Here is a 3,634-nt window from a genome sequence, read left to right on the forward strand (position 1 = left end):
TCAAACATGGAACCGGACGATGATTACTTTTGCATTGGGTTATGATATAACCAGTTATGCTAAACTAAAATTTGAGTACTATATCTTAGATGAAGAAACTGGAGATGATACTCAACCAAATGTAAATGATGACCAGATGCTGGTACAGCTAAAATTCAACTTTTAAACAAAAATAAAAAAAAGGAAATACAACAGTGAATACATTAATAAAAAAAATATTACTTTTATCCTCTTTTTCTGTTTTTATTTTCATAACAGGATGTGAAGATGAAGCAGCAGATAATGATAATACATTATCTACAGATAAATTTAATATCAGCAGAGTTGATGTTAAATCAACAGGAGACGCCAGTCAGTCTTCTCCTGAACTGATTAGGTTTATCAATTCATCCGAGGGTGTCATTGTGAATTCGAGTCAGAACACAATTGACTTTTTTACCATTTCACCCAGTGAATTATCCATTACTGGTGAATCAATCAATATAACCGATAGTGATGATGCAGAGTGCTCATCAATCGATGTAAGTGTAGATGAGAGCATTATTGCTGTTGTTGTTACTTTTGGTTCCTGTCAGCGTGGTGAACTGTATCTTGTTGATGCTTCAACAAGACAAAAGTACGGCCCTTACGAACTCGGGTATAACCCAGATGCAGTAGACATTGCAGTAGACAACGAGTTTGTTGTTGTTGTTAATGAATATGATTATGAGGATGGAACTGCTGGTTGTACTGTTCCTTATTATCCTGGAGTTACTATCTGGGATATAGGTCAGGGGCTTGATAATGGAACATTAGTAAAACATATGAAAATTACTCATACTGGTGAAAATGGTAATTTAGCAGAGCCCGAGGGGGTAAAAATTGCTCCTGATGGAGAAACGGTATATATGACTTTGCAAGAATCGAATCAGATGGGATGGTTCTCCATTCTCAGCCCTCCGGATACACTTCAAAATTACGTTTCCTTTACAAGTGAAATACATGAGCCAGATGGTATATGGGTAAACAGCACTGGTACTGTTGTGTGCACTGGTGGAGAGTATGATGGAAAACTAGGAGTAACCTTGCTAAATAGCGATGGAACACCTGGAGCGCAATACTACGCAAACCTTGCAGATGATCTACCTAGCACTTGGGCGTGGACAGATGAAAGAAAAGGTATTGAGCCGGAAGAAGTTGTCATAGCAGAACATGAGGGTAAATCATATGTATTGGCAACGTTGCAAGATCCTGCAGCAGTTGTAGTTTATGACATAACGGACCCAACCAACCCAACATGGGACTCTGGGGCAATTACACAAATTGTTGACTACTCAACAGGAGATGGTGAGTCTACAGGCGAGTCAGAAGGATTGGCTTATAAAGATGGTTATGTTTTAGTGTCTAATACTGCAGATCCCTCTGTATGTTTACTTAAATCATCTTGGGCTGAATAATAACAACCCTTGCACTAAAATAAGGGGACCTTTCCGGTCCCCTATTTTTTGTTTCATTTCTATGATTAGCTAACTAAGATTTGTTAAGGTTGGAATTAAATAAGTTATTTGCTTTCAATCTAAAGTGTGTCTGACAAAGGAATAGAAAAGGTAAAACAAGTTTCATGGTCTTTTGATGGGGTAACGCGAACTTCGCCATTATGTACAAGCGCTATATGTTTAACAATAGCCAGCCCTAAGCCTGTACCACCTGCTTCACGATCTCTAGATTTGTCTATTCTGTAGAACCTTTGAAAGATACGGCCTCTATACTTCTTTGGAATTCCTTCTCCGTGATTTTTTACGTGTATATTTATTAAATCTGTTTTTTCAACTGAAATAGTGATCGGCTTTTCTGCTTTTCCATATTTAATAGCATTTTCTAATAGATTTATTATCGCCTCCCTTAACAACTGAGGGTCACCATTTACCATTAACGAATCGTCACATTCTAAAAGAATGATGTTCTTTCTTTTTATGGCAATGTTTTGAACATCGTCTATTGCGCCACTGAGTATAGGGTTTAATCTTTGTTCATTTAATTCTATTGTATTGTCTTCTTCCTGCGATTCTATCTTAGATAGCTTTAATAGATCATCAATTATAGAGTTCATTCGATTTGTATGATCTAAAACCTTTTGAATAAATATATTTTGTTGATCTATATCTGCATTTCCTTGTTGTATAATTTCAAGATATCCGATAATTGATGTTATAGGGGTTTTTAATTCATGACTAACATTTGCAACAAAATCTTGCCTAATAGTTTCAAGCTGTTTTTGAAGTGTAATATCATTTATTGTAATAAGAACTCCAGATTTTTTTTTACTTTTCATTAACGGCGAACCATTCATAAGGAAGTATCTTTTTTTATTTGTTTTAAATATTATCTCATTTTGAATATTTTTATTTTTTTTTGTCACCTTTTTTATAAATGATAACATCTTTTTATTTGATATCAAGTTTGATAATCTATTACCCACTGCATCTTTCCGTGGAATTTGTAGATAGTCTAGGGCTATTTCATTTATAGATATGATTTCCAAATTTTTATTTAATGCTAACAAGCCTTCCTGCATACTAGACAAAAGAGACTCTCTTTCGCTTTTATCTTGGTTTATAATACTTATTCTTCTGTCCATCTCTTTTGCCATTTTATTCAATGAGATAGCAAGTGAGGCTAATTCTTTAGTCTTAGGTATGGGAATAGGAGATGGCAGTTTTAAGGTCTTCACATAGCTTTCAGCTTCAATACGCATTGAGTCGAGCGGATTAGTTAATTGCTTGGAGAAATAGAAACTGGTCACCAAGAGAAGAAGACCAATGATCAATCCTATAATAATGATTCGTTTCTGTAGGATAATTAATGATTCCTCCACCTCGTTAAGCGGTACTGATACACGAATAAATGGTTGTTCTTGTATATTTGGATAACGTAATGCGAAATACATTTGTTCTTCATTTGCAGTTTCACTGAACCTTTGAGTAGACCCTTCACCTTTTAATGTAGCTTGAACAATCTCAGGTCTATCTATGTGATTGTCCATTTGGCTAGGATTTCGATAAGAGTCACCAATAACAATGCCTTTATCATCGACAATAGTTACCCGCATGTTTGAGACACGGCCGGATTCTTTTACAAATAGTTGTATATTATTCTTGTTGATTTTCCGTTCATTAATCCAGAAAGAAATAAGCTTTGCACGTTCTCTTAGGTCATTTTCTGTGTGCGAATAGTAGAAGTTTCTAGTGAATTGATTTACTAACAGTATTAATACTATAATCCCAATTATAATAACAGGGAGGAATGAGTAAAATAATTTTATGAATAAAGGCTTACGAGTCATCTGGGTTAAATCTATATCCAACACCACGTATTGTCTCTATCAGTATTCCTTTATGCTGCATTTTTTTTCTTAACCCAACTATTTGAAAATCAACTGATCTATCAGTTACAGGATAATTATCTCCTTTAATTTTATCAATGATTTGATATCTTGTAAAGACCCATCCGGGATGTGATGCAAGTAGGTGTAATATTTCAAATTCTGTATAAGTTAATTCTATAGGGGAATCATCAATAGAGGTTCCTCTTGTTCGTGGGTCAATTTTAAGTCCATGGATTGTAATGGCCTTATTATTTGTTTGGATATTTTTGG

The 3,634-nt window shown here is 34.8% G+C and carries 3 protein-coding genes; 1 reads left to right on the top strand and 2 read right to left on the bottom strand.

Annotated features, from left to right (window positions below):
• Positions 1-194: 194 nt before the first annotated feature.
• Positions 195-1,436: a hypothetical protein gene (locus tag FI695_00500; protein MQG50442.1), complete on the top strand. Its 1,242-nt coding sequence runs from the start codon at positions 195-197 to the stop codon at positions 1,434-1,436.
• A 119-nt stretch (positions 1,437-1,555) separates the two neighbouring features.
• Here FI695_00500 and FI695_00505 read toward each other — a convergent pair whose 3' ends face one another.
• Together FI695_00505 and FI695_00510 are read right to left on the bottom strand one after the other, a co-directional pair.
• Positions 1,556-3,343 carry a PAS domain-containing protein gene (locus FI695_00505; protein MQG50443.1) on the bottom strand — a complete coding sequence of 596 codons (1,788 nt, stop codon included), beginning with the start codon at positions 3,341-3,343 and terminating at the stop codon, positions 1,556-1,558.
• A partial coding sequence (locus FI695_00510) for a winged helix-turn-helix transcriptional regulator (protein MQG50444.1) occupies positions 3,312-3,634 on the bottom strand: 323 nt, incomplete at its 5' end. The genes FI695_00510 and FI695_00505, both read right to left, overlap by 32 nt.

This window comes from SAR202 cluster bacterium (assembly GCA_009392515.1).
Lineage (GTDB): Bacteria > Chloroflexota > Dehalococcoidia > Lucifugimonadales > UBA6952 > UBA6952.